Below are 25,818 nucleotides of genomic sequence, written 5' to 3'. Positions count from 1 at the left end.
ACGAGATAAATTCTCGCTAAGCCCATAAATATATAGGATAATTAACTTTTAAAAGTTTTTTACCGGACAACAATGATATTAAATAAAAAAAAATTTAATGAAAAAACTAGGGATAGTAATCACTGATGGCGTTGGATTCCGGAATTTTGTAATGAGTGACTTTTTAACAGAAGCCAGACTCCAATTTGATACTATTATCATTTATTCGGGGTTGCCTATCAGTGCTTATCCTGCGGATTTACAGTCTACAAGTACTATAAAAGAATTGGATGTTTTTGTAGAAGGCAAATGGACCTGGTTTTTCAGGAAATGGAAAGAGCTAGCTCATCTACAACACTATAAGTCTTTTTATGGTATGAAAGACAACCTGGAATCCGGGTATCCCAAAACAATCTCTGCCCGATCTCTTTTAGTCAAAATTATTTATTTTTTTACGCAGAGAGTGCACTCTTCTGCCAGTATTCTGTTTGTAGAAAAATTACAGTTTTTGTCTTTTTCTAAACATAGAATAGCAAAAGGGTATCTTCGATTATTGCAAGAAGACCAACCGACTCATGTTTTTTTCACCCATCAAAGACCCTCGTATTTAGCCCCTTTTTTATATGCAGCTATCCAATCTCAAATACCAGTCAGCAGTTTTATTTTCAGTTGGGATAATTTAGCCTCCAAAGGAAGAATGTTAGGGACTTTTGATTATTTTTTGGTTTGGAGTGATTTAATGAAAAAGGAACTGTTGTATTTTTATCCGAATGTAAAAGAGGAACAGGTAAGAGTGGTGGGAACACCTCAATTTGAGCCTTATGTGATGGACAAATACAAAACAGAAAAACAAGATTTTTATGCTAAATTTAATTTAAAGGAGAGTCAAAAAATAATTTGTTTCAGTTGTGCTGATGCCAGTATCGGAGCGAATGATCCTGTTGTGATTCGGACTATTGCCAATGCCATGCGAGAAAATAAAATAGGAATTCCATGTCAACTTGTTGTACGGACTTCTCCAGCAGAAGAACCAGAGCGTTTTGCTGCGATACAAAAAGAGTTTCCTGAAATTATCTGGAATACGCCCAAATGGATTTTGACTCGAGAGAATCATGCTGAAAGCTGGTCTCAACGCATTCCTAGTGAGGAGGATATCATGGATTTACGTTCTTTGTTGGAATATGTTGATTTGAATATTAACATGTGCTCTACAATGAGTTTAGATTTTATGTTATTTGACAAACCGGTAATTAATACTGTTTTTGGAAATCCTGAAAATGGTTTGTATGATGACCAACGTTTTTTAGGATATGATCATTTCAAAAAAGTAGTCGAGAGCCAATCCGTGACCATCGCCAAAAATCCAACCGAATTAATTGACCAAATCAAGGAGGCTTTAATCAATCCTTTGGCACGAACTAAAGAAAGAAAGGCTATGATTGACTTACAAATAAGCAAAAAATTAAACGGAACCAGTCAGCGTATTGCCACAACTTTATCACAATGGAATGACCGAAAATAAAAAAATAGCAGTGCTTTGTAATTATGAACTATTACCCGAAAGAGTAGGCGGAATGGATTACTTTTTTTTGGCGTTTGACAAGAAATGTGCAGCAAATAATATTCAGGTGGATTGGTTTTTCCCGAATCAGTCCGATCATGGCGAATATGCGACTTTAACGATTTTTGAGAGTGGGTTTCAATCCGTAGAAAATCATTTTCTTAGTTTTTGTACCACCAATGCAACAGCGTATACGCATATCATTACCCATTTTGTCGAATTATGTACTCCTTTTTTTTATAAAATAAAGCAGTTCAGCGTCGCTAAAATAATTGCCGTGGATCATAATCCAAGACCTCTTTCCGGCTATCCTTTAAAAAAGAGAATCGAGAAAAGAATCAAAGGAGTTTTATTTTCCAGATATATTGCTGTTTTTGTAGGGGTTTCTGATTATACCCGTCTCGAATTAATCAAGGAATTTGGATTCCAAATTGGGGAAAAATCAATCGTAATTCTTAATGGATTAGATAATCGTAAATTTAAAAAGAAATTAAATTTTGAATTTAATAACAAATTTATTGTCGCTTCTCATCTCAGAAGGGATAAAGGAATTCAGGATTTAATAGTAGCTGTAAAATATTTAACGGATAACCATGAATATGATTTTTTAATAGATATATATGGCAGTGGTTATTTCGAAATGGAATTGAAAAAGATGATTGAGGATTATTCGCTTCAGAAATTTTTTGATTTCAAAGGGAGTGTGGCTAATTTAAATGAGATCTATTGTAATTATGATTATTTAATTCATCCTTCTCATGGAGAAACATTTTGTTATTCAGTTGTCGAAAGCTTAATGTGTGATTTGCCAGTTATAACAACGAAGGAACAAGGAAATATATTAGAATTAGTGGAGGATAATAAAAATGGTTTTTTGTTTGAGGTTTGTCAAGTTAATCAGTTAAAAGAAATTTTAGTTAAAATTTTGAATAATGATTCTAGAATCAGTAATTGTTCCGCAGTTAATAAAAGTGTCAATGATATAACTTTAACGTCGATGGTTGATCATTATTTAGCATTGGTATTAGAGAATAAATCTTAATTTTACACCGTCAAATCCGTTCCCGTACGTATGTTTTTTAATTCCTTATCCTTTGCCGTTTTCCTGCCAATCGTATTTGTGTTGTATTGGTTTGTTTGTAATAAAACCAAAAGCACTCAAAATGCAGTGCTCATTATAGCCAGCTATTATTTTTATTCCTGTTGGGATTGGCGTTTTCTGTTCCTGTTGGTGTTCTCGACGTTTTTAGATTATTATACCGGTATTCGGATAGAAAAGGCCAAGACGGTACGGAGTCGAAAATTTTGGTTTTGGCTGAGTATCAGTGTAAATCTGGGCTTCCTGGGAATTTTTAAATACTATAATTTTTTTGCAGATTCTTTCTCGGAGTTGTTGAATGGGTTTGGGTTACAAACGAGTCCTTTACTACTCAACGTGATCTTGCCGGTGGGTATTTCCTTCTATACGTTTCACGGATTATCATACGTCATTGATATTTATTTAAAGCGCATTAAAGCCGAATATAATTTTGTCGATTACTCGTTGTTTGTCAGTTATTTTCCACTGCTTGTGGCGGGACCCATTGAAAGAGCCACACATTTATTACCACAGGTAAAGGTGAAACGCAGTTTTGACTATCAAAAAGCCAAAGAAGGAATCTTTCAGTTTGCCTGGGGATTGGTCAAAAAAGTGGTAATTGCGGATACCTGCGCTACATACGCCAATGCGATTTTTGATAATTATGAATCCATGAATTCTTTGTCGTTGGTTCTTGGTGCCGTTTATTTTGCTTTCCAGATTTATGGGGATTTTTCGGGTTATTCCGACATGGCGTTGGGAATGTCAAAATTGTTTGGAATCGATTTGCTGCGCAATTTTAACTACCCCTATTTTTCTCGTGATATCGCCGAGTTCTGGCGGCGCTGGCACATTTCTCTTTCGTCGTGGTTTCGGGATTACGTATATATTCCTTTGGGAGGCAGCAGTGGAGGTATGGGAATGAAAATCCGCAATACCTTTATTATTTTTTTAATCAGTGGTTTTTGGCATGGTGCCAATTGGACTTTTATTGCCTGGGGTTTTATTAATGCCCTGTATTTTTTGCCATTGTTGCTCTTGAAGCGGAATCGATCTAATATGGAAACAGTGTCCTTGCATTGGGATTTTGCCTCCGTCACAGTTTTCTTTAGCATTATCAGTACATTCGCATTAACCTGCCTGGCATGGATTTTCTTCCGGGTAAAATCGATAGGAGATGCTTTTGAATATATTGGGCGTATTTTTACCAATGGAAATTTTGCATCACAGTATTTGGATAACGAGCGATACAATTATGAAATCATCATTTTAATACTTGCTTTTATTGTTGTGGAATGGAATAGCCGAACGCAAGTGGAACCTATTTCTGGGCGCTACAGTTATTTAAAGTTGGGATTATGCCTTGCAGCAATTGTGGCATTAGGAACGTATTCCGATTATAAAGAATTTATTTATTTTCAGTTTTGATATCAGTAGGGGAATCGATTAAGGCTTAATTGAGTCCTTCGTCTACGCTCAGGAAAGGCTGTAGTGGAGTTGTCAAATCGAGCGCAGTCGAGATTAGTTTTGGAATATAAGGCGTCTCGACTGCGCTCGACGTGACAAAAGATCTCGAGTTATCAAATCGAGTACTTTGTCTACGCTCAGGACAGGCTGTAGCGGAGTTGTCAAATCGAGCGCAGTCGAGATTAGCTTTGGAATATAAGGCGTCTTGACTGTACTTCGAATAAGCTCAGTATAAACTTTCGAAGTGACAAAAGTTTAAGAAAAGTAGAACTAAGCGTCTCGACTGCGCTCGACGTGACAAAAGATTGGCGGGTCAAATTAAGTACTTTATCTACGTTCAGTGTAAGCTAAAGTCGAGTTGTCAAATCGAGTCCTTTGTCTACGCTCAGGAAAGGCTGTAGTGGAGTTGTCAAATCGAGCGCAGTCGAGATTAGTTTTGGAATATAAGGCGTCTCGACTTCGCTCGACGTGACAAAAGATCTCGAGTTATCAAATCGAGTACTTCGTCTACGCTCAGGACAGGCTTTATTCGAGTTGTCAAATCGAGCGCAGTCGAGATTCGTTTAACTTAAAATAAAACAGTATATGAAATTCTATTATGTATATATTCTTCTTTGTAACGATGATTCGCTTTATGTAGGAGTAACTTCTGATATTGACAGGAGAGTTATCGAGCACAATGCCGGTAAATATCCAGACGCCTATACACATAGTAGAAGACCTGTGACGTTAGTTTTTTATCAGGATTTTACAGATCCAAATCAGGCTATTGGGTTTGAAAAAAAATTAAAAAAATGGAGCAGGGTTAAAAAACAGGCATTAATTGATGGGAATTTTGATAAATTACAAGATTTATCAGAATGTAGAAATTTAACGCATCATAAATACAAATCGGATTTTGAAGATATAGAAGAATAGTTTGACTAAGCGTCTCGACTGTACTTCGACTCCGGTCAGTATAAACTTTTGACGTGACAAAGAGTAGTTTAATTGTCAAATCGAGCGCAGTCGAGATTTATTAAGACATATAAGCGTCTCGACTGCGCTCGACGTGACAAAGAGAGTAGTTTAATTGTCAAATCGAGCACAGTCGAGATTTATTAAGACATATAAGCGTCTCGACTGCGCTCGACGTGACAAAAGATTGGTTTGTCAAATCGAGGTGTCAAATACTATACGTAAAAATACTAGAATAATAATACAGAATAAAACAACAATGAAGCAGTTTTTAATTTTTACAGTCAAAACCCTCGTGCTACTATTTTTACTGTTAGTAGTATTGGATTTTCTATACACAACAGTTTATGTACAGTCGTCGAATAGAGGGAAAATTGATTATGTTTACAATTCAGCAGCGCGCGAGTATGATGTGGTAATTTTAGGATCTTCCAGAGCCAACAATCATTTTGTGGCTCCCATGTTTGAAGAAAAAGGATTGAAAACATTTAATTTTGGGATGAGCGGAGGACATTTGTTTGAAGCCTCCCTACTGTTGAAATTAATGGTGGAACGAAAGTATACTATAAAAAATGTGATACTCGAGGCTGATTTGAATTTATCAAATGAAAAGCGAGATGAGGGTGTTTCTTCTCGTTTTCTTCCCTTTATCCATGATTCTAAAACAATCAGAAATCATTTTTTAAAAGAGGCCGATTTTAAAGAATTGTATTACATTCCTTTTTACAGGTATGTTGCATTTGATTCCAAGATTGGGTTTAGAGAACTCTATAAAACGGTATCGAAAGAGCCTACTACAAATTTGGCTCATTTAGGATATTATCCGTTAGTCAAAAAAAAGGGTAACATGAAAAACAATCTGACTAATTTAAAACCGTTACGGAACAAATATTATGAAGAAATTAAACAGCTTTGCAAGGACAACAACATCAATTTGATAGCTGTCATGACCCCGATGTGCACCAATACTAAAGGATTAAATTATTTTGAAAAAGTGCAACAACGCTATCCTGAAATTTACAATTATGAAAATACGGTAGAAGGAGATCAGTATTTTTCGTCCTGCGGGCATCTGAATGATACTGGAGCACGACGGTTTACCAGTGTAATTATAAAAGATTTTTTTAATAGATAAGATGGGAAACGAATATTCAGCAGTGGCTCCCTTTATTTTGGAGAAGGTTGAGGTGAGGAAAATAGCTTTTTTAAGCCCGGAATATCCACACCCAAAAACAGGAAGCTCCGGCGGGATAGGTACCAGTATCAAAAATCTGGCAATGGGACTTTTGGCAGAAGGCTGTTCGGTACGCGTTTTAGTGTATGCCCAAAAAGAAGAAGCTGTTTTTTATGACAATGGTATTTGTATTCAACAAATCAGGAATGTCAAATTTAAGGGATTGTCGTGGTATTTGACCCGGAAAAAACTGCAGAATATTATTGATACTTTATACGAGGATAAAAAAATTGATGTGGTAGAAGCTCCGGATTGGACGGGAATCACCTCTTTTATCTCTCCTGAAAAATGTCCGGTTGTGATTCGGTTGCATGGCTCGGATACTTATTTTTGTCACTTGGATCAGCGGCCTGTAAAGTGGATTAATAAATTTCACGAAAAAAGAGCATTGAAAAAGGCAGATGGCTTGCTTTCAGTAAGTCAGTTTTCGGCCGATACTACGAATGCGGTTTTTGGTTTAAACAAGCAATTTACGATTATTCCGAATGGTATTGATCTTGATGCGTTTAGTCCGGATGATAAAAACAAAGAAAACAAGAACACGATTCTATATTTTGGTAGTTTAATTCGTAAAAAAGGATTGCTAGAGTTGCCGTTTATTTTTAATGCAGTGGTCGCTAAAAATCCAAATACAAAATTGATTTTGTTAGGGAAAGATGTTCCCGATATCATATCAGGGAATTCTTCCACTTGGCAGATGATGCAAGGAATATTTTCTCCAGCTGCGCTGCTCAATGTGACTTATTTAGGGGCTGTACCATATCAGGACATGAAGCAGCATATTAGTACGGCAACAATTTGCGTGTTTCCTACTTTTGCCGAGGCTTTGCCCGTGTCTTGGATTGAGGCCATGGCGCTGCAAAAACCTATTGTAGCCTCAAATATTGGCTGGGCACAAGAAGTGATTGATGCCGGTATCAATGGGTTTTTAGTACATCCTAAAAATCATTTGGAATACGCAACAAAAATTATTCAACTGTTAGATGATGCTGTTTTGCAAAAAGCGTTTGGTTTAGCGGCAGAAAAGAAAGTGAAAGAAAAATTTAGTAAGGAGAAAGTGGCGCAACAGAGTGTAGTGTTTTATAAAAAAGTTTGTGTTAGGTTAGAATCAGACAGCTAAGTTAAAAAAGCATGACTTCGACTACAATTCGTCTACGCTCAATATGTACTTCCGACCTGATAGAAAGGATTATTAAAACGTAGGATGCTAACAGAGATTAACGGGTCGAAGTGTGGTTCAATTTTTTTATTTAAGATTAATTGAAATTTTTATTAATTACACCCAATGGGTAGATTTAAGTTTAAACGATAAATGGGAAGAATACAATTAAAAGAATATACAACGACGTCAGGTGAAGTACTATTGTATGCCGGTACTCCTGATTTTTCACAATTGGAGCTATTGTCTGCTGGAGCAGGCGATATTTGGCATAGTTCTTTTGAGCAGGGCTATAAAAATGCTTTCCCTGAATTGGTCTATCAGACTGCTGTATTCTTTTGGTATTTGAATGATTTTGATGGATTAGATCAATGTGTCAGTTGGAGGATTAATCCCAATGCTTTTGCAGTTCGTAAATCAGTTTGGGACCTCACAAAAGGTTTTGATACCGATTTTGAAAATATTCAAATGCAGGCTTTAGATTTTGGATTTCGATGCAACCGTTTTTTGGGAGGAGTTCCATTATATGTAAAAAATTTATTTACAAATGCGGCTATAGAAAAGGTGATAGTTTCAAGAAGAGATCGTCATCTTTTTTTTAGGAAAAATTATAAAATAAGCCATGCCATTTTTATGATTTACAGATTAGGTTTCTTGAAAATTTCAGAATGGATTACTTTGTTCAGAGTCAAGAATACCTATAAAAAAAGGGACGTAACGGCTAGAATTCCTTCTCGGGTGCTTCTTGCTATTCAAGGTAATCCTACAGTAAGTTATATTATACCTACGATGTTCCGTCAAGAATACACCTTACAATTGTTAGATGATTTGTCTAATCAAAACTATAAACCGACCCAGGTTATTGTTGTAGATGCCACTCCCTTGAGCGACAGAGATGAAACGGCCTACGAACAAAAGCAGTATCCCTTTGAATTAAAAGTGATTTGGCAACAGACAAAGGGTAGTTGTAGGGCCAGAAATGAGGGGATTGCTCTATGCACGGGGGATTATATTGTTTTTGGGGATGATGATATTCGGATCCCTGCGGATTTCATCGAAAACCACATTCGGTTCTTACAAACCTATTCGGTTGGAGCCTGCAACGGACTGGATATCCGTGCGGATCACCACCAACAGAATTTAGAGGATTTGGCTCTTAAGTTGGAACAATTGAGTCGACCCCCATTTATTGCGGGCTGTACTCAAATGTTTAGCAATGCGAATTCTTGTGTCAAACGGGAGTTTGTAAATCAGTTGGTCGGTAATGATGTCAATTTTGATGGCGGTTATGGAGAGGATAGTGATTTTGGAATGTCGTTAAGTAAAATCGGAGTAACTGTTTTAGCTAATCCATTTGCTGCTAATTTACATTTAAAACCACCCAGCGGAGGCTATCGTTTTTGGGGAACTCAAGCTAAGATTGTTGGAAAAAAAAGGAAAGCACAGCCCTGGGAACTGGATGCTCCTGTGAAAAACATAAAACCGGTTCCTAGTCCAACAATTATGTATGGGATAATGAAGCATTACAGTCCTAAACAATTGAGAGAGTATAAGTATAAACATTTTACCTATTATCTACTTACGGGTTCTAAAGTTGCTTTTTTGTATCGTTTATTTCGATTTCCTTACAAGAATATTCAATTTAATAAGTCGGTTTTTTATGCACAAAAATTGCAGAATTTAGGAATTAGACACCAATAACAATGAAATTTTCATTACTAATTTGTACGTACATGCGTGCCGAAGCTTTATTACAGCTATTAGAGTCTGTGAAAGAGCAAACAAAGTATCCAGATGAAATTATGATCGTCGATGGGTCAACTAATCAGGATACATCGGTAATGATAGAGAATAATCGATTTGATAATTTAAAATATTTCGTCGTTCCACCACAACATCGTGGTCTGACTAAGCAACGCAACTACGGAATTGAAAGAATAGCAGCGGATATAGAAATAATCTGTTTTTTAGACGATGACATTGTTTTGACGGCTACTTATTTTGAAGAACTGTTACAAACGTATCAGGTTTATCCGCAGGCTTTAGGTGTTGGCGGGTACATTATTGATGAAACTAAAACGGAATTTGTTGGTGAAAAGTATCACTCCAAAAGTGATGAATTTTATTTTGATGGATGGAAAAGAAAAGATGGCAGCCGATTCGTGTTAAGAAAAAAATTAGGATTAGACAGTGATTGTCCACCGGGTTATTCTTCCTTATATTCACACGGTCGTAGTGTGGGTTTTTTGCCTCCGAGTGGTAAAACGTATGCAGTAGAAATGTTGATGGGAGGCGTTTCTTCTTTCAGAAAAAAGGTGTTTGATACGTTGCATTTTTCTACTTATTTTGAAGGTTATGGATTGTATGAGGATGCCGACTTTTCTTTACGAGTGTCTAAAATAGGGGCATTGTACTTGAACACTGCTGCAAGATTGTATCATTATCACGATACCGCAGGAAGACCCAATCAATATCAATACGGGAAAATGGTCGTGCGAAATGGTTGGTATGTCTGGAGAACGAAAAATCCTAAGCCAACATTAGAACATCAATTAAAATGGCACACAATTACATTACTTTTGACTGGTATTCGGTTTAGCAATACCTTTACCAGCAGTAGTAAAAAAGAAGCTTTTACAGAGGCAGTAGGCAGAACCGTTGGTTGGTGGAGTTTGTGGATAAGAAAACCAAAATAAGATATAAACAGTATTTTAAATATGAAGTTCGTAATCATTACCCACGTGCCGCATTCGAAAGTGAATAATTTATATTATGCGTACGCTCCCTACGTAAGAGAAATGAATGTTTGGGGCAACCATGTAACACAAGTAGTGATTGTGGCTCCTTTTTTTTTAGGTAAGGCGACAGCCATTGACAGTTCTTACCAACATCAAAACATACACTTTATTCCTGTTCCAAGTTTTGATTTATTATCGATACAAGCTATTTTACTTACTTTATTTAAACTTCCCGGATTGCTTTGGGTTTTATTTAAAGCCATGAAATCTGCTGATCACATTCATTTACGGTGTCCCGGAAATATTGGATTATTGGGTTGTTTTGTTCAAATTTTATTTCCGAATACTCCAAAAACAGCTAAATATGCCGGAAATTGGGATCCTGAATCCAAGCAGCCTTGGACCTACGAACTGCAACGATGGATTTTAAGTAACACTTTTTTGACCCGAAACATGCAGGTTTTAGTGTATGGCGAGTGGAAGGGTAGTTCTGGAAATATTAAACCTTTTTTTACGGCTACCTATTCTGAAAAAGATAAATTGGCAGTGGTTCCAAAAGTGTTACAGGGTGTGGTCGATTTTGTTTTTGCAGGTACATTAGTCCATGGGAAGCATCCGCTGTATGCTGTTCAATTGATCGAAAATTTGCATCAAAAAGGGTATTTAGTGCGTTTGCGGCTGTATGGAGAAGGAGTACAACGTAAAGTCTTAGAGGAGTATGTTGTAGGGCATCAGCTCGAGTCCATTGTTTTTTTGAAAGGAAATCAATCCAAAGAAACCCTGCAAAAAGCCTATCAGGACAGTCATTTTATAGTGTTGCCTTCAGAGAGTGAAGGGTGGCCAAAAGTGATTGCCGAGGGTCTGTTTTGGGGTTGTGTTCCTCTGGCAACAGCTGTTTCATGTGTGCCTTTTATGCTGGATTATGGGGACAGAGGGATTTTGCTGGAAATGGATCTTGAAAAAGATATTTTGCAAATCGAATCGGTTTTGAGTAACCAAAGCCTTTTTGATTACAAACAAACCAGAGGAGCAGAATGGTCCAGGGGCTATACGATGGATTTTTTCGAAGCGGAAATCAAAAAATTACTGGCACGTTGATGCTGAGTTTAACTCGTCTCTTTGAGTGGGTTTGCTACTATTGGGCGTAGATTAATATGTAACATAAGTGATAACAACAACATGAGAATCATTCAAATTATAGATTCACTCGAGGCAGGTGGAGCGGAGCGTATGGCGATCAGTTATGCCAATGCGCTAGCGAAAAAAATTGAATTTGCAGGTTTGATCGTCACCCGAAATGAAGGGCCACTGCTCCATCAAATTGATGCGGATGTTTCTTATTTGTATTTAAATAAAAAACACACTTTCGACTTAAGGTCAGTTTTAAAGTTGAAATCATTTGTAAAACAGAATAAAATTACAATCGCACATGCACACGGGACATCATTTTTTACTGCGGTATTACTTAAATTGACGTATCCTAAGATTAAGTTAATTTGGCACGATCATTATGGCGATAGTGAATTTTTATCAAAAAGACCATTGGGTGCTTTACGACTCACCGCTCCATTTTTTAATGGTATTGTTACCGTCAATCAAAAATTAAAATTTTGGGCGGAACAAAAATTGAATTTCAGGAACACCATTTATTTGCCTAATTTTCCATCGGAAGCAAAGAAGAGTAAAGCAGAGACCTTTTTGAAGGGAATTCCCGGAAAGCAGATTGTTTGTTTGGCTAATTTGAGAGCACAAAAAGATCATTTCTTAGTATTGGAAGTCGCCTGTAAACTAAAGATTTCCCATCCTGAGTGGACGTTTCATTTGGTTGGGAAAGATCTTAATGATGCCTATTCCCAGAAAATTAAGAATTTAATTCGTGCTTTTGATTTAGAAAAAAAAGTGTTCCTTTACGGCACCCAACAAGATGTAGCCCATATTTTGCAGCAAGCGACAATCGGGATCCTAACGTCACAATCTGAGGGACTACCAGTGGCGCTTTTGGAATATGGCTGGCATAAAAAACCAGTAGTAGTCACTGCTGTAGGAGAAATAGCTTCTCTGGTTGTAAATGGTAAAAACGGTTTTCTTGTTGCGGCACAACAGGAGTCTATCTTTTATGAGGCATTGGTTGTATTAATCGATAGTGAGAGGCTGCAACTGGAGTTTGGTCGTGCGCTGTATCAAACAGTATTGGATCACAATTCAGAAACAGCCGTTATCGGACAGTATTTAAATTGGTTGCAAAATAGTTACAAATGAAAAACGAAGATCGTTCCTATCTCTATTTAATTCTTTTCCATGTGGTGGTGGGTGCATTGGGGTATTTGTTGCCTTTTACAGCAAAAATATACGGCTATTCTATTTTTATTTTTGGAATTTATTATATCGTAAAAAAACAAAACAGAAATAACGAAGCACTGATTGCTGCGGCTTATGTGGTAGGGAGCGAAGTATTTTTGCGAATGACCGGTGGAAATCCACTCTATGAAATTTCCAAATACGGGGTTGTACTCTTTGTTCTTATCGGGATGTATTACAGCGGTTTTTCTAAAGGAGCCATTCCGTATTGGATCTTTCTATTATTACTAATCCCCGGTGTTATTATTTCAACTTTTGTATTGAATTTTGACACGAATATTCGCAAAGCGATTGCCTTTAACCTTTCGGGTCCCGTTTGTTTGGGACTGGCTTCTTTGTACACCTTTCGGCGAAAGATTGGATTGGATCAGATGAATACAATCCTGCTGAGCATGGGTCTTCCTATTATTAGTTGTGTGGCATATCTGATTTTGTATACCCCAGATTTACAGGAAGTCATTACGGGAACCGAATCTAATTTTCAAACTTCTGGAGGGTATGGCCCCAATCAGGTGGCTACGGTTTTAGGACTGGGGATGTTTATTTTTTTTTCCAGAGTAATATTGGATTCTAAAACAAAATTCCAAATTATAATCAACCTGATCCTTGCGTTGAATATCACTTATCGGGGAATCATTACTTTCTCCCGAGGAGGAATGATTACCGGATTCTTGATGATTGTTTTGTTGCTGGCGTTCTTGTATTTTAAATCTAATTTTGGCGGAAAGGCAAAATTGAATTATATTATCGTATTCTTAGTGTTTGCAATGTTTGTCACTTGGACCTTCACCTCCTTTCAGACGGGCGGCCTTATTGACAAGCGCTATGCCAATCAAGATGCCGCAGGAAGGGCTAAAGAGAGCCAGTTTACCGGCAGGGAGGATGTGGCACTAAATGAGATCAATACGTTTTTGAAGAACCCTATTTTTGGAGTAGGGGTTGGGAAAGGGGTCGAAGTCCGGGAGGATGAAACGGGTATCAGGGTCTCATCCCACGATGAAATTACTCGGATGCTGGCCGAGCATGGGTCTTTAGGGGTCTTAGCGCTACTGATTTTGTTTTTTACGCCCTTGGTTTTGTATTTGGAAAACAAGTTCAATATGTTTTTATTGTGTTTTGTTGCCTTTTGGTTTTTAACCATTAATCATGCCGCCATGCGTACCGCTGCACCGGCCTTTGTATACTCGTTGTCCTTACTCAATGTGCAGTTGAGATCGCCCAGAAGAAAGAGTGTTGTGGAAGAAGAGTAGAGAAGAACCATAAAAAAAGTGGTGCGTATTCGTTTCAATATTTTTCATGGTTTTTTTAGGGAATTCGCAGCTATTAAAAAATCACTTTGTTAAAAGTGGATGTTCTTAAAAAAAAGAGTTGCTACTATAAATTTAATTTGGAACAAAAACATTAAATTGCACTCGTACCATAAATACCTATCATGTTTTCATTTGACAAAATGCATTTTGAAATATCAGAACGAAAGATGATTCTTCGACTGTTTGATGTTCTGTTTGTTTTGACGGCTTTATATGCAACTGGAAAGGTATTTGCTTTTGATTATTTTGAAGTTTCAGCTACTAATTATTACTGGACAATCGTTTTGGCAGTATACCTCAATGTATTTGGAACTGTTTTTGAAATGTATAATCTTCAGGTAGCCAGCAACGAGTTTCAGGTGTTAAAAAGCACTCTTATTACCGTTTCAACAACTGTTTTAGTCTATTTGCTGACGCCGTTTTTTTCTCCGGAACTGCCCTCAAACCGCCTTCAAATTCTATTGTTTTTTCTGGTCGTATTCTTATCGTTGTTTGTCTGGAGGATGTTGTATGTAACCTTTTTGGCCTCTAATCGATTTTTTCAGAAAGCAATCTTGATTTGTGATCAGGAGCAGGTACAGGAGTTGATTTTAGGACTTGAAAATATCGATCCGCATTATAAAATAATTGGGTTTGTTAATCTAGATTCCAGTGAACAACAATTAGAAGAATACCATTATGTGCAGCACATCAAAAGAGAGGATTTGTTCTCTTTTGTGAATGAAAACGGAGTTTCTGAAATTGTGATTGCTTCCCAAAAAACGGAAGGAATTACAGCAGATTTGTACCAACAATTGCTTCATTTATTAGAGGCTGGGAATATTATACGGGAATATACACAGGTATATGAAAGTAAAACCCAGCGCATACCAGTGCAGTACATGTCACGGGATTTTTATCGTTTTTTTCCTTTTAGCCGAAGCAATCAGAATAAGTTGTATTTGATTGTTATGCGAATATTTGAAATAACGATTTCCTTGTCTGGGCTTGTTGTAGGCGTGTTCTTGTGTCCGCTTATTTTGTTTGGAAATGCAATAGGAAATAAAGGACCGTTGTTTTATTCACAAGAACGGATAGGCAAAGATGGGGCGGTATTTAAAATTTTAAAGTTTAGGACAATGGTTAAAAATGCCGAATCGAACGGTGCCGTTTTTACCGCTACGAATGATTCCCGAGTAACGCTGTTTGGGAAATTTCTGCGTAAAACCAGAATCGATGAGTTTCCTCAATTTATCAATATACTAAAAGGAGATATGGCCGTTATAGGTCCGCGTCCCGAGCGTCCTGTTTTTGTAAAAGAAATTGCAGAAATAATGCCTTTTTATGAAACCAGACACATCATCAAGCCAGGGCTTACTGGCTGGGCACAGGTCAATTATACGTATGGGGAAACCATTGATGATAGTCTGATCAAGCTGCAGTATGACTTGTATTATATCAAGCACCGCAGCATCTACCTGGATTTGAACATTGCTTTCAAGACCATCACCACGGTGTTGTTTTATCGAGGACAGTAGCTAGTATCAGACACGTTTTTTAATGTGTCGTTTTGCGGTGCAAAATGCTACAAAAAAGGAGAGTTTCTTGAAAATTTGTTGCTTGCAGGTCTCTTTAAAACTGCACCGAAAGAGTAAATTGACAGTGAGTACTTTTCTTATATAACACATACTTCCGTAAGATGTTTTTTTATTTATAGGTTTTTATCATTTATCTTTGCCGAGTTAAAACTGTATACGTAACCGACTAATTAGATCCTGTCAAATGAGAATATTATTTTTATTTTGTTTTTTAGCAGTGCCCATGCTGCTGTTTTCTCAAAAAAATACGACCAATACAGATACTGCTAGTAAATACCAAAGTGCGTCAGATACGGTCAAAAAACAAAAAGAACAAAAAGTAGCTACTGTTGATATGTATCGGTTCATCACTCTAGAACGGGATACCACTTACATTGACACGTCTCTCAATATTCAAAAAGAATACAGCCACAACTATTTGCGAAAAGACATTTTTGGACTTTTACCTTTTGCAAATGATGGACAAACATACAATACCTTACAATACGGTTTGACGGATGTAGTTGTATTTCCGGAATTTGGTTTTAAAGCAAAGCATTTTAATTTTTTGGAGGCAAACCAAATCCGTTACAGCTCTGTAGCAACTCCGGTTACCGAATTATATTTTAAAACAACCGTACAAAAGGGGCAGTCAGTAGATGCCTTTATTACCCTGAATACCTCAAAAAATTTAAATTTTTCGATAGCCTACAGAGGACTACGTTCAGAAGGAGAATATATCAATCAGCTCTCAAGTACAGGAAATTTCAGGTTCACCACCAGTTACAACACTAAAAATAAACGGTATTTTGCTAATGCACATTATACCTATCAAGATATTTTAAATGAAGAAAATGGTGGAATTACGACTATTAATGATTTTGAAAGTGGTGATCCAAACTACGATAACAGACAAAGATTTGAAGTGTATCTTAATGACGCCAAATCATTTCTGAAAGGAAAAAGAATTTTTGTGGATCACAATTTTAGAATTAACACAAAAAAAGGAGACAATAACGCGTATCTCGCGCATCAGTTTAATTACGAAAATAAGTTCTTTGAATACAATCAGGCTACAGTTGCATCTGCCGTAGGAGGAGCAATAGTTGACCGGTTTGGAGACTCTTTTGCAAACAGCGGGATCAATGATCAAACTCGTTACAACAAGATGTACAATAGAATTGGTTTGATTTATGAAAATACAACATTGGGTAAATTTCAGTTTTTTGCTGACGATTTCAGATCTAATTACTATTACAATCAGATCCTAATATTTGATGCGAAAACAGTCCCAAGTTCCTTGAGCCAGAACATCAATAGTGCCGGAGGACAATATGAATACCGAAAAAATAAATGGAACGGTATTTTTTCTTATTCCAGATCCATTACCAACCAGTCGCTTTCAAATTTAGATGCTAAATTGAAGTATGAGCTCACTGATGAAATTCAATTTGCATTTCAGTATCAAAATATAAACAAACTACCCAATAACAATTACAATCTGCACCAGAGCAGTTACGTGCAGTACAACTGGTCTAATGATTTTAAGAATGAAAAAATAAATACAATAAAAGCTAATGCCATTTCTCCTTGGCTAGATGCGGAATTGCAGTTTTCAGTTTTGAATGATCATTTGTATTTTACCGATGCGTCAACTGCGCAGCAAAAAACAGATAACACACAAATTGTTGCGCCGGCACAATACAATAGCACAATAAATTATGTATCGATCAAAATCAGCAGAGAATTAAAATTTGGAAAATTTGCGTTAGATAATACAGTTTTATATCAAAAAACAGAACAACAAGATGCCATCTTGAACGTGCCTGAAATTGTAACGCGAAATACGTTTTACTACTCGAATTTTTTGTTTAAAAAAGCCTTATTTCTGCAAACAGGGATTTCACTCAATTACTTTTCCAGTTATTATGCCAATGAATACAATCCGGTCATAGGAGAATTTTTTGTGCAAAAAGACAAACAAATTGGCAATCATCCTAACCTTGATTTTTTTATCAATGCAAAAATTCAAAGAACAAGGATCTATTTGAAAGCGGAACATTTTAATTCGGCACTCACCGGCAATGATTTTTATGCCTCCCCCAATAATCCATCGCGTGATTTTACGATCCGATTTGGTTTAATTTGGAACTTCTTTAATTAATAGCTCTTTAAAATTTCAATTTTTTAAGTCATTTTTTTTGGGCGTTTTATCGCGCTATCCGCTATATCTTTCCTTGCTTGGCGGCAAGCAAGGAAAGGATGTCGCTATTATCACGAACGCAAAATTCCGTAAACAAGAATAATTTATAACAAAATACTATCTTTGTAGCAGTATTTACAACAAATTACAATCTTAAATTTATTATACAATGCGCTACGCAGAAAATATATTAGGTACCATAGGCAACACCCCATTAGTGAAACTCAATAAAGTAACTGCCGAAGTAGAGGCCTTAGTACTTGCTAAGGTGGAAACGTTCAATCCAGGAAATTCCGTAAAAGACAGAATGGCTGTAAAAATGATTGCAGATGCGGAGGCTGATGGCCGTTTACAGCCAGGCGGAACTATTATTGAAGGAACTTCCGGGAATACAGGAATGGGATTAGCATTAGTCGCCATTATAAAAGGATACAAACTAATTTGCGTAATTTCAGACAAACAGTCTAAAGAAAAAATGGATATTCTTCGTGCCGTAGGCGCTAAAGTTGTGGTGTGTCCTACGGATGTAGAACCTACGGATCCAAGATCGTATTATTCGGTTTCTAAACGATTGGCCAAAGAAACGCCTAATTCCTGGTATGTGAATCAATACGACAACCCTTCAAATGCTATCGCGCATTACGAGCAAACGGGACCAGAAATTTGGGAGCAAACAAGCGGTAAAATTACTCATTTTGTATCGGGGGTAGGAACTGGAGGAACTATTTCCGGAGTTGGGAAATATTTGAAAGAGAAAAATCCAACCATTAAAATTTGGGGAATCGATACCTATGGTTCTGTATTTAAAAAATACCATGAAACAGGAATTTTTGATGAAAATGAAATCTATTCGTATATCACAGAAGGGATTGGTGAGGACATATTGCCCATGAATGTAGACTTTTCTTTGATTGACGGATTTACAAAAGTAACGGATAAAGATGCGGCGGTTTATACCCGTAAAATTGCACTAGAAGAAGGAATATTTGTAGGGAATTCTGCTGGTGCGGCGATCAAAGGATTGTTGCAACTCAAAGAACATTTTAAACCGGAAGATGTAGTTGTGGTTCTTTTTCATGATTCAGGAAGCCGTTATGTAGGTAAAATGTTCAATGACGACTGGATGCGGGAACGCGGTTTTCTAGAAGAAGAAATCACTAAGGCGGAGGATGTAATCAAAGATCATATCGACAAACCATTGATTGTGGTGCGTACCGAAGAATTAGTTTCGCACGCCATAGAAAGAATGCGTAAATACAAAATATCTCAAATTCCTGTCATTGATACCACCGGATTTGTAGGCTCTGTTGATGAAAGTGATTTGTTTCAAAGTTACGTAGCCGACAAAAATGTAGCTGATAAACCGATTAAAGATGTAATGGGAAAACCTTTTCCAATAGTGAAACACGGAACTCCTATTGAAGAAGTTTCTCGATTATTCACGAAAGAGAATGAAGCCGTTTTGATTGAATTAGAGAATGGAAATCACCATATTATAACTAAATATGATATTATTGGGTCGATAAAATAAGATTAAAACTAGAATTTATTTCCTAATTATACTCCAACAAGAATCAAAAAACCTGCAAGGTTTTTTGGTTTAATTACTTTGTTGCTGTAAGATTTTTGGAATCTAAAAGTTTGCAAGAACATCTAAAAAAAAGGTAACAAATACATTGAACTTCTATAATTGACAGTATTTTTGTAAATCTGAAATCAAATATCGTTAACCCTAAATCTGAAATCAAATTGACCTTCACCGCTATAGACTTTGAAACAGCAACCGCATACCATCCGTGTTCTGTAGGAATTGTAACCGTAGAAAATGGAATAATTACAGATGAGTTTGTTAGTTTAATCAAACCGCCAAATAATTTATATTCTCCTTTTACCATTCAAGTGCATGGGATTTATCCGCGGGATACCATGAATGCTAAGTCATTTGCTCAGGTATATCCTGAAATTAAAAAACGGTTGCAAAACAGGATGGTTGTAGCTCACAATGAAAGTTTTGACCGGAATGTTTTGGCAAAATCAATGGCTCTTTATAATTTAGAGTATGCGGATTTGAATATTGCCTCTCGTTGGGAATGTACCGTAAAAATATACAAAGCCAAAGGATTGAAACCAACTAAATTGAGCGATTGTTGCCGGGAAATGAATATCGCTTTGAATCATCACGAAGCGTTATCTGATGCCCGGGCTTGTGCCAAATTGTATTTGTTGAAATAAAAACATCCTATTTTGCCAAAATAATATTTGGAGTTTTAAAGAAATTTCTGATTTTTTTTGTTTTAGATAATTTGCTATTTCTTTTTTTACTACATTAGTCTTCAATCTAATATTTTCAATATGAAAGAAGATTTCCTCCATTACCTGTGGAAATTCAAGAAATTTGATACTTTGAATTTGAAAACTTTCAATGGAGAGGAAATCACAATTGTTACTGTGGGCCAATATCTTGAACTGGCCGGTCCTGATTTTTTTAATGCACAAATAACGATTGCAAATCAAAAATGGGCAGGAAATGTCGAAATTCATCTTAAATCGTCAGACTGGTATGTGCATCATCATGAACAGGATTCAGGATATGAAAACGTTATTTTACATGTAGTTTGGGAGCATGATACGGAAGTGTTTAGAAGCAATAACAGCGAAATTCCGGTTTTGGAACTTAAAAAATATGTGGATAAGGCCACCCTTGAAAATTACCAATCTTTAATGGCTCCCAAATCATGGATTTTTTGCGAAAAGCAAATTAATAAAATTGATGGATTTGTCTTAAAAAATTGGCAGGAACGTTTGTTTTTTGAACGTTTGGAAAGAAAAGCAAAATCTATATTTGATTTGTTAGAACAAACCAATCACGATTGGGAAGCAGTGTTGTTTTGCCTTTTGGCTAAAAATTTTGGATTAAATACCAATGGAGAACTCTTTTTTAATATGGCACAAAACATTCCTTTTTCGGTGCTTAGAAAAGAAAGTTTTGAAATTGAGAATCTGGAAGCATTAATTTTTGGAACCGCAGGGTTATTGGATTCTGATAAGGAGGATACTTATTTCAAAGATTTAAAATTTAGGTATTTTTACTTGACACATAAATACCAATTGGAGCAAGGTGGCCTGGCACCAGTCCAGTTTTTTAAGCATCGCCCCGATAATTTTCCTACGATACGTCTTTCTCAATTCGCAAATTTATACCACAGTCAGGTGCATTTATTTTCAAAAATAAGTGTTTTGAATTCATTAAAAAGTAGTTACGACCTGTTTCAGGTTTCGGCTTCTGAATATTGGTTGAATCATTACCAATTTGATAAAGAAAGTCCAAAGAAAAGGAAATCGCTTTCTAAATCTTTCATCGATTTGATCGTCATAAATACCATAATTCCGTTACAATTTGCTTTTGCTAAAAGTCAGGGAAAAGAAATTTCAGAGGACTTAATTCGTCTGTTAGAAGAAGTTTCTCCGGAGAAAAATGCCATTATAGATAAATTCAAGTCTTTTGGGGTTCTCGCTGCAAGTGCTTTTGATACCCAATCATTACTGCAACTAAAAATGGAGTATTGCAACGCCGGTAAATGCTTAGAATGTGCCGTAGGAATGGAATTGTTGAAAAAAAATTAATTCAATTATTTTTGGATTTGTTTACTGGAGAATGTTGTAAATTTGCTTTTTAAATATGCGATTGACGAATTTAATACACTAACTGAAAAATGTCAGCAGTAATTAAGCTTAAGTTCTTTTTTGAGAAACACGGTTTTCATGTTTCCTCCCGCTTAGCAGATACCTTAGGAATGCGTGCCAGTAGCGTCCGACTATTTTTTATTTACTTGTCATTTGTTACAGCCGGCTTGTGGTTTGCCGTGTATTTAACTTTGGCTTTTTGGATGCGGTTGAAAGATTTAATTCGTGCAAAACGCACGTCGGTTTTTGATTTGTAAAAAAGTTAAATAAAAAAAAGGGATTCTAAAATAGTTTAACTATTCTAGAATCCCTTTTTTTGGATGCTATAATTTATTTATCCGGATTGTTTAGTTTGCTTTTTTTCTTACCGTAGGCAAAATAGATAGCAACTCCAATAATCATCCAAATGGCAAGTCTTTCCCAACTTTCAATAGGTAATCCAGCCATCAAGATTAGACAGATGATAACTCCTAGAATTGGAAATACTGGTACAAATGGCACTCTAAAACCTCTTACTGCATCGGGATTAGTTTTTCTCATTACAACAACTCCAATACATACAAGAGCAAACGCAAATAATGTTCCTATACTTACCATATGACCTAAGTCTGACACAGGAACAAATCCTGCAAACATACTAACAAAAACCATGAAAAGTAGGTTTGTTTTGTATGGTGTTCTATTTGTAGCATGTAATGTACTAAAAAATTTAGGTAATAATCCGTCGATACTCATACTGTAGAAAACCCTACTTTGCCCCATCAACATCACTAACATTACAGAGGTATATCCTGCAATAATCGCAATTGTTAATGCTGAATTTAAGAATGTATAACCTGTCTTAGCAAACGCTGTAGTGACAGGGCTTGCGTCACCTTTAAAGTTAAGGTAGTTTTCTAAACCAGTTAAAACAAAAGCAAATAGAACATATAAAACGGTACAAATTATGAGCGACCCTAATATACCAATTGGCATACCTTTTTGTGGATCTTTTGCCTCTTGTGCAGCTGTAGAAACAGCGTCAAATCCTATAAATGCAAAAAACACAACTCCTGCACCTCTTAGAATACCACTCCAACCGTAATGACCAAAGTAATCGCTACTAAAGAAATTTAAAAATGTCATCTTTCCTGAGCTTAAAAGGGCTTCGCCTTCATTTACAGGGATAAATGGAGTGTGATTCGCTCCATCGATAAAACCCCATCCGATACCTATGAATACAATAACAACAGTTACTTTTAAAATAACCAAAATATTGTTTAATAAAGCTGATTCTTTTGTGCCTCTAATCAATAGTAGAGAAAGGGCACAGATAATTAATATGGCGGGTAAATTAATGAATCCTGGTTTCTGATCCCATGGTCCATGGAGTATCTCCTGGGGAATATGGAGTCCATAATTGGCGAGGAATTTATCTACATATTGAGACCAACTCACTGCTACTGTTGCGGCTCCAAGAGCATATTCAAGCACTAAATCCCATCCAATAATCCAAGCAACAAATTCTCCCATTGTTGCATAAGAATAGGTGTAAGCACTTCCTGCTACTGGGATCATAGAGGCAAATTCAGCGTAGCACAATCCAGCAAAGGCACAACCTATCCCTGCTAAGACGAAGGATAGCGTTACTGCGGGTCCTGCATTATCTGCGGCTGCGATTCCTGTTAAAGAAAATAATCCTGCTCCGATAATTGCTCCAACTCCTAGCGCTACTAATGAACGTGAAGACAAAGTTCTTTTTAATCCTTTTTCAGATTCTGATGCTTCATTTAGCAATACCGAAAGGGGTTTAGTTTTCCAAATTGACATGGGTTATATGGTTTTGTTTGTTATTAAGCTCCAAATGTATTGTTTTTTATAAAAAATAAAAACAATAATTGAATTTTAAGTTGTAAAAAATGATTTGTCGTCTTTTTTAATATTGATTCCCGGTGAAATTATTTTGTCAAATAGGCTTGTAGCGTGCATTAATTTGTTTTTGAAAAAAAATCTACAGAAAGCGAACGGTCTTGATTTAATTTATAAATTTAGAATTATTTTTAATGCTAGCAAATCGATACGTACCCCATGAGTTTTAAAACGATTCTAACTTATTTTAAGTTTACTAAGGAGCAGCGAACCGGTATTTTCTTTTTGTTTGTGATTAGTGTAGTCCTGCAGCTGGTTTATTTTTTTGTTGATTTTAGAGCGGTATCTAAAGTGTATCCTGAAAAACAAAAATGGCTTTCTCTTCAAACTGCAATGGATTCCCTTACAAAGGAAACTGTAAATAAAAAGTCCAAGGTGTATCTCTTTAATCCCAATTTTATCACAGATTATAAAGGATATAGAGTAGGGATGTCTCTTCAGGAAATTGATCGTTTGCTCGCTTTTAGGAAACAAAACAAATATGTAAATTCTCCTGAGGAGTTTCAAAACGTGACTAAAGTTTCAGACTCATTGTTAAATGTGCTAGCGCCTTATTTTAAATTCCCGGATTGGGTGCTTTCTAAAAGCCAGAAAACTAAATTTATAACTTATAAAAAGTATTCAAATCCAGCTTTGGCCAAAAAAGAAAAAATAGTAATCATTGATATCAATAGGGCAACAAAAGAAGATTTGGTAAAAATTTATGGAATAGGTGAGGCCATTTCTATTCGCATTTTAAAACAAAAAGAAACGTTGGGCGGATTTGTTTCTATGGATCAAATGCAGGATATTTGGGGGTTGTCGCCAGAAGTAATTGAGAATTTGAATACTCATTTTGAAGTTTTGGCGCTGCCTCAATTTAAAAAAATCAAGGTCAATACCGCTTCTTTAAAGGAGCTTTCTCAGTTTTATTATTTTAGGTATGCGCTAGCCAGAGAAATTATAACCTATAGAAGCATGAAGGGGGATTTTAATAATATTGAGGATTTAATAAAAATTAAGGGATTTCCTGTTGATAAAGCAAAAACAATTGACTTATATTTGGACTTTAATTAGAAGAGTCAGATTTTAAGCTCCGGATAAGAGGATTGTATTACTTTTTAAAATAAAGGTGTTACTTTTTTATTAAAGGATTATTTTTAAATGTTTAAAAACGAAATTTGAAATAGCACGACTTTATTATGTTTCAACTAATACTATTTGTTAAAAAAAAAGATACTATATGAATTCAATTTATTTTACGGAAGAACACCATGCATTTAGAGAAAGTTTAAAAGATTTTCTGCAGAAAGAAGTTGTTCCGCATATCGAAAAGTGGGAAAAAACGGGTACAATAGAACGTTTTATTTGGGAAAAATTTGGCGAGATGGGGTACTTTGGTATTGCCTACCCAGAGGCTTATGGCGGTCTGAATCTCGATTTATTTTATACTGTTATTTTTCTCGAAGAATTGCAAAAAATTAAGTCATCAGGTTTTGCTGCTGCCATGTGGGCTCATGGGTATTTAGCGATGACCCATTTGAATGCCGAGGGTGACGAAAGGATAAAGCAAGACTACTTAGTGCCAAGTATCGCCGGAAAGAAAATAGGAGCTTTATGTATTTCAGAGCCTTTTGGGGGTAGTGATGTTGCGGGGATGCGCACTAATGCCGTGAAAAAAGGAGATAAATATATTATTAATGGTTCCAAAACATTTATAACAAACGGTGTTTATGCCGATTATTATATTGTTGCAGCAAAAACTAATCCTGAACTTGGAAATAAAGGGATAAGCATCTTTTTGATGGATACTGGTTTAAAAGGTATATCGGCTGTCAAACTAGATAAATTAGGTTGGAGAGCATCTGATACGGCTGAAATCGCTTTTGACAACGTAGAGATCCCAGCAGAAAACTTAATGGGAGAAGAGGGGAAAGGATTTCCTTACATCATGCAGCATTTTGCTTTAGAGCGTTTAATCATGGCGATAAATGCACATGCGAGAGCTGAATATGCAATAGATTATACAATAGATTATATGTCGCAAAGAGAGGCATTTGGAAAAAAAATAAGTAAGTTTCAAGCACTAAGACATACGCTTGTTGAGCATGCAACAGAGGTAGAACATTGTAAGGTGTTTAACTATGCTGCTGTCGCTCGTTTAGACAAAGGGGAATACGTCGTAAAGGAAGCCACTATGGCTAAGCTGAAATCTACAAAAGTTGCAGATGAGACTATTTATAGTTGTTTGCAAATGTTAGGTGGTTATGGCTATATGGAGGAGTATCCATTAGCACGTTTGTTTAGGGACAGTCGTTTAGGACCAATAGGCGGGGGAACTTCAGAAATTCTGAAAGAGATTTTAGGAAAATTAATCATTGATAATCAGAATTATGTACCAGCGGTAAAGTAGTTTAGACTTTGATTAGGCAGTTTCTGGAGCGAATAAGTTTTTCGTAACGGGATGCTTTAGATTCAATAAAGTGAGTATTTTATAAAAAGAAGAGTCGATTTGTGTATTGACTCTTTTTTTTATGTCAAGAATGGTGCTGCGAATTTAACTCCCGATACCGCCTTTACTTTGTATTAGATAAAAAACACTAAATTTATTCAAAGGAAAACAGAGGTGAACTATCAATTCCGCTAA

The 25,818-nt window shown here is 36.2% G+C and carries 20 protein-coding genes; 19 read left to right on the top strand and 1 reads right to left on the bottom strand.

The genetic code is table 11. The annotated features are described in order from the left end of the window. The first annotated feature begins 97 nt into the window (after positions 1-97). The 17 genes from EKM00_RS14195 to EKM00_RS14115 all read left to right on the top strand — a co-directional run bounded on the left by EKM00_RS14195 (position 98) and on the right by EKM00_RS14115 (position 21,541). Positions 98-1,501 (top strand): hypothetical protein, encoded by a 1,404-nt coding sequence (locus EKM00_RS14195; protein WP_126451878.1) that lies wholly within the window; start codon positions 98-100, stop codon positions 1,499-1,501. Continuing rightward, positions 1,488-2,582 (top strand): glycosyltransferase family 4 protein, encoded by a 1,095-nt coding sequence (locus EKM00_RS14190; RefSeq protein ID WP_126516627.1) that lies wholly within the window; start codon positions 1,488-1,490, stop codon positions 2,580-2,582. The genes EKM00_RS14195 and EKM00_RS14190 overlap by 14 nt, the downstream gene beginning before the upstream one ends. Before the next feature lie 30 nt (positions 2,583-2,612). Further along, the gene (locus EKM00_RS14185) at positions 2,613-4,046 is read left to right on the top strand and encodes an MBOAT family O-acyltransferase (protein WP_126451880.1); all 1,434 of its coding nucleotides are present in this window, start codon (positions 2,613-2,615) and stop codon (positions 4,044-4,046) included. Between the two features lie 624 nt (positions 4,047-4,670). Beyond that, on the top strand, positions 4,671-5,003 hold the full coding sequence (locus tag EKM00_RS14180) for a GIY-YIG nuclease family protein (protein ID WP_126516626.1): 333 nt from the start codon (positions 4,671-4,673) through the stop codon (positions 5,001-5,003). A gap of 298 nt (positions 5,004-5,301) precedes the next feature. After that, positions 5,302-6,177, top strand: coding sequence for a hypothetical protein (locus EKM00_RS14175; protein ID WP_126516625.1), 876 nt, complete (start codon positions 5,302-5,304; stop codon positions 6,175-6,177). A 1-nt stretch (position 6,178) separates the two neighbouring features. Beyond that, positions 6,179-7,396 (top strand): glycosyltransferase family 4 protein, encoded by a 1,218-nt coding sequence (locus EKM00_RS14170; RefSeq protein ID WP_126516624.1) that lies wholly within the window; start codon positions 6,179-6,181, stop codon positions 7,394-7,396. 192 nt (positions 7,397-7,588) lie between these two features. Then, a complete protein-coding gene (locus tag EKM00_RS14165) occupies positions 7,589-9,136 on the top strand; it encodes a glycosyltransferase family 2 protein (RefSeq protein WP_199734709.1) in 1,548 nt (515 codons plus the stop codon). Positions 9,137-9,138: 2 nt separating this feature from the next. Beyond that, positions 9,139-10,131 (top strand): glycosyltransferase family 2 protein, encoded by a 993-nt coding sequence (locus tag EKM00_RS14160; protein WP_126516623.1) that lies wholly within the window; start codon positions 9,139-9,141, stop codon positions 10,129-10,131. Positions 10,132-10,152: 21 nt separating this feature from the next. Then, on the top strand, positions 10,153-11,271 hold the full coding sequence (locus EKM00_RS14155) for a glycosyltransferase (protein ID WP_126516622.1): 1,119 nt from the start codon (positions 10,153-10,155) through the stop codon (positions 11,269-11,271). An 81-nt stretch (positions 11,272-11,352) separates the two neighbouring features. Then, a complete protein-coding gene (locus EKM00_RS14150) occupies positions 11,353-12,432 on the top strand; it encodes a glycosyltransferase (protein ID WP_126516621.1) in 1,080 nt (359 codons plus the stop codon). After that, a complete protein-coding gene (locus EKM00_RS14145; protein ID WP_126516620.1) occupies positions 12,429-13,781 on the top strand; it encodes an O-antigen ligase family protein in 1,353 nt (450 codons plus the stop codon). Before EKM00_RS14150 ends, EKM00_RS14145 begins: the two co-directional genes overlap by 4 nt. Before the next feature lie 182 nt (positions 13,782-13,963). Further along, positions 13,964-15,358: an exopolysaccharide biosynthesis polyprenyl glycosylphosphotransferase gene (locus tag EKM00_RS14140; RefSeq protein WP_126516619.1), complete on the top strand. Its 1,395-nt coding sequence runs from the start codon at positions 13,964-13,966 to the stop codon at positions 15,356-15,358. A gap of 244 nt (positions 15,359-15,602) precedes the next feature. After that, complete coding sequence (locus EKM00_RS14135; RefSeq protein ID WP_126516618.1) at positions 15,603-17,561, top strand: putative porin; 1,959 nt, start codon at positions 15,603-15,605, stop codon at positions 17,559-17,561. Positions 17,562-17,769: 208 nt separating this feature from the next. Then, positions 17,770-19,131: a pyridoxal-phosphate dependent enzyme gene (locus tag EKM00_RS14130; protein ID WP_126451890.1), complete on the top strand. Its 1,362-nt coding sequence runs from the start codon at positions 17,770-17,772 to the stop codon at positions 19,129-19,131. A 218-nt stretch (positions 19,132-19,349) separates the two neighbouring features. Then, positions 19,350-19,832 (top strand): 3'-5' exonuclease, encoded by a 483-nt coding sequence (locus tag EKM00_RS14125; RefSeq protein ID WP_126451891.1) that lies wholly within the window; start codon positions 19,350-19,352, stop codon positions 19,830-19,832. A 120-nt stretch (positions 19,833-19,952) separates the two neighbouring features. Then, a complete protein-coding gene (locus EKM00_RS14120) occupies positions 19,953-21,224 on the top strand; it encodes a DUF2851 family protein (RefSeq protein ID WP_126516617.1) in 1,272 nt (423 codons plus the stop codon). An 89-nt stretch (positions 21,225-21,313) separates the two neighbouring features. Next, on the top strand, positions 21,314-21,541 hold the full coding sequence (locus tag EKM00_RS14115; RefSeq protein WP_126451893.1) for a PspC domain-containing protein: 228 nt from the start codon (positions 21,314-21,316) through the stop codon (positions 21,539-21,541). A gap of 73 nt (positions 21,542-21,614) precedes the next feature. On the opposite strand, the gene EKM00_RS14110 is transcribed toward EKM00_RS14115, so the two are convergent. Then, a complete protein-coding gene (locus EKM00_RS14110; protein WP_126451894.1) occupies positions 21,615-23,093 on the bottom strand; it encodes an amino acid permease in 1,479 nt (492 codons plus the stop codon). Between the two features lie 258 nt (positions 23,094-23,351). Here EKM00_RS14110 and EKM00_RS14105 point away from each other — a divergent pair, with 258 nt between their 5' ends. After that, on the top strand, positions 23,352-24,248 hold the full coding sequence (locus EKM00_RS14105) for a ComEA family DNA-binding protein (RefSeq protein WP_126516616.1): 897 nt from the start codon (positions 23,352-23,354) through the stop codon (positions 24,246-24,248). A gap of 166 nt (positions 24,249-24,414) precedes the next feature. Continuing rightward, positions 24,415-25,584: an acyl-CoA dehydrogenase family protein gene (locus EKM00_RS14100; RefSeq protein WP_126516615.1), complete on the top strand. Its 1,170-nt coding sequence runs from the start codon at positions 24,415-24,417 to the stop codon at positions 25,582-25,584. Positions 25,585-25,818: the final 234 nt, after the last annotated feature.

The sequence above is a fragment of the Flavobacterium sp. RSP15 genome (assembly GCF_003968755.1).
In the GTDB taxonomy this organism is placed as follows: Bacteria; Bacteroidota; Bacteroidia; order Flavobacteriales; family Flavobacteriaceae; genus Flavobacterium.
Note: the sequence above shows the minus strand (reverse complement) of the source record. Positions and strands in the feature narration are given on the sequence as shown.